This window comes from Kitasatospora sp. NPDC093558 (assembly GCF_040683475.1).
Classification (GTDB): Bacteria; Actinomycetota; Actinomycetes; order Streptomycetales; family Streptomycetaceae; genus Kitasatospora.
Genome location: NZ_JBFBDY010000775.1, coordinates 1 through 2,649 on the forward strand (window position 1 = coordinate 1; position 2,649 = coordinate 2,649).

Annotated in this window: 2 protein-coding genes; both read left to right on the top strand. The window is 75.5% G+C overall.

What is annotated here, in order from left to right; all coding sequences use genetic code 11:
• Nucleotides 1–2,380 (top strand): SDR family NAD(P)-dependent oxidoreductase (locus AB0O00_RS35040; RefSeq protein WP_363658753.1); only part of this gene is annotated, 2,380 nt, incomplete at its 5' end.
• Nucleotides 2,381–2,416: 36 nt separating this feature from the next.
• The coding region (locus AB0O00_RS35045; protein ID WP_363658754.1) for a beta-ketoacyl synthase N-terminal-like domain-containing protein at nt 2,417–2,649 on the top strand (233 nt) is incomplete at its 3' end.

A 2,649-nucleotide genomic window follows, 5' to 3' on the forward strand; every position in this document is an offset into this window, starting at 1 on the left:
GGACGAGACCGGGACGCGCCCGCTGAGCTGCTACGCCCGGCCGGAGGACGCGCCGGACGGTCCCTGGACATGCCACGCCACCGGCACCCTGGCCACCGGCACTCTGGCCACCGGCGAGGGCCGGGGCGCCTTCGATACCTCCGCGTGGCCCCCGGCGGACGCGGTGGCCGTCGACCCGGAGTCCTGCCACGACCCGCTGGACCACGGCCCGGCCTTCCGCACGCTGCAAGCGGTGTGGCAGCGGGGCGACGAAGTGTTCGCGGAGGCGGTCCTGCCCGGCCGGGCCGAGCACGCGGCGCCGTACGGCCTGCACCCGGCGCTGCTGGAGGCGGCCGTCCAGATCGCCGCCCTGACGGGGGAGGACGACGGCGGACGGCTGGTGCCCACGGACTGGCGCGAGTTGGCGCTGCACGCGACCGGCGCGGCCGTCGTACGGCTGCGGGTCGCGCGGGCGGGTGCCGGCGCGGGCGCGTCGGTCGAGGTCGTGGACGCGACGGGCGGGCCGGTGCTGTCGGTCGGCTCGCTGACGCTGGGCGAGCCGGCCGCCGTCGCCGAGCGGACCGGGCCGGCCGGGGCGCTGCTGCGGCTCGACTGGGTGGACGTCCCGGCGCGTGCCGCCGGGCCCGTGCGCGCATTCACGCTGGGCGAGGACGTGCCGTCGCTCGCCGACCTGACCGGCGAGGTGCCGGACGTCGTGCTCGTGCCCGTGGCGGGCGGTGCGACGCCCGAGGACGTGCACGAGGTGACGGCGTGGGCGCTTGGCCTGGTGCAGGAGTGGCTGGCCGAGCCGCGTTTCGCGGGAGCCCGCCTGGTGTTCACGACCCGGGGCGCGGTGCCGGGCGGCGTGGTCGCGGACCTCGCCGGCGGCGCGGTCTGGGGTCTGGTGCGGGCGGCCGAGGCGGAGAACCCGGGCCGCTTCGCCCTGCTCGACGTCGAGCGCGCCTCGGACGCGAGGGCGGCGCTGCCCGCTCTCGTCGCCGAACTGGACGGTGGTGACTTCCAGTTCACCGCCTGCGCCGGAGCCGTGCGGGTGGGCCGACTGGCCCGCGTGGCCCCCGGTGGACCCTCGAAGGGCTGGGGTGCGGGCACGGTCGTCGTCACGGGTGGCACCGGCGGTCTGGGCCGTCTCGTCGCCCGGCACCTCATCACCGAACACGGCGTCCGCGACCTGCTGTTGCTGAGCCGTCGCGGTGGCGCTCCCGAGCTGGTGGACGAGCTGACGGACCTCGGCGCCCGTGCCGAGGTCGTGGCCTGCGACGCCGCCGACCGGGACGCGCTCGCGCAGGCTCTCCACGGCCGGACGATCACGGGCGTCGTGCACGCGGCCGGTGTGCTGGACGACGGCGTCGTGAGCGCGCTCACCCCCGAGCGCTTGGCAAGCGTCCTGCGCCCCAAGGTCGATGCGGCCTGGAACCTCCACGAGCTGACCAAGGACCAGGATCTCAAGGCCTTCGTCCTCTTCTCCTCCATCTCCGGTGTGCTGGGCAGCGCCGGCCAGGGCAACTACGCGGCGGCGAACGTCTACCTGGACGCGCTGGCGATCTGGCGCCGCCACCAGGGCCTCGCCGCCCAGTCCTTGGGCTGGGGCGCGTGGGTGCCCACGGCCGGCATGACGGGCACGCTCTCCGAGGCCGACCTGCACCGCATCCGCTCCGCCGGCGTCCCGCCCCTCACCGAGGAGCAGGGCCTCGCCCTGCTGGACGCCGCCATGGCCGTCGACGAGCCCTACCTGGTCGCGACCGGCCGCATGGCCGCCGGGGCCCGCCCGCGCGGCGAGGTCCCCACGATGTTCCGCGCCCTCCTGCCCGGCGGACGTCGTACCGCCGTGAGCACCACGGGCACGGGCGCAGCCCTCGCCACCCACCTGTTCGAGCTGCGCGAGGCCGACCGCCTGCGCCACGTCGTCGACCTCGTCCGCACCGAGGCCGCCGCCGTCCTCGGCCACGCCTCGCCGCAGGCCGTCGCCGCCGACCGCGACTTCCACGACCTCGGCATCGACTCCCTCACCGCACTCGAACTGCGCAACCGCCTCACCGCCGTCACCGGCCTGCGCCTCCCGGCGACCCTGGTCTTCGACCACCCGACGTCCGCCGTCCTCGGCGCCCACCTGCTCGGCGTGCTCCTCGACGAGCAGGACGCCGCGGACGGCGCCGCGCTGTTCGGCCAACTCGACCGCCTGGACGCGGCCCTGGCCGACACGGACCCCGACGAGGCGACGCGCGGCGCGGTTTCGCTCCGGCTGCGCCGAATGCTGGAGAAATTGCGAAACCAGGACGCGCAGAATGCCGAGGACGCCATTGCGGAGCGGCTCGAAGCAGCGAGCGCGGACGAGGTCCTGGCCTTCATCGACAACGAGCTCGGCCGTCTGGGCGACCGCTGACCGACCGCGCCTCATCACAGGAAGGCACCACCTCCCATGTCGAACGACAGCAAGCTCGTTGACTACCTCAAGTGGGTCACGGCCGACCTGCACCAGACACGCCAACGACTGCTGGAGGCCGAGTCCGGCCGGCACGAGCCGATCGCGATCGTCGGCATGGCGTGCCGCCTGCCGGGCGGGGTGACCACCCCCGAGGAGCTGTGGCGGCTGGTCGCGGACGGGCGGGACGGCATCACCGGGTTCCCCGCCGACCGCGGGTGGGACATGGC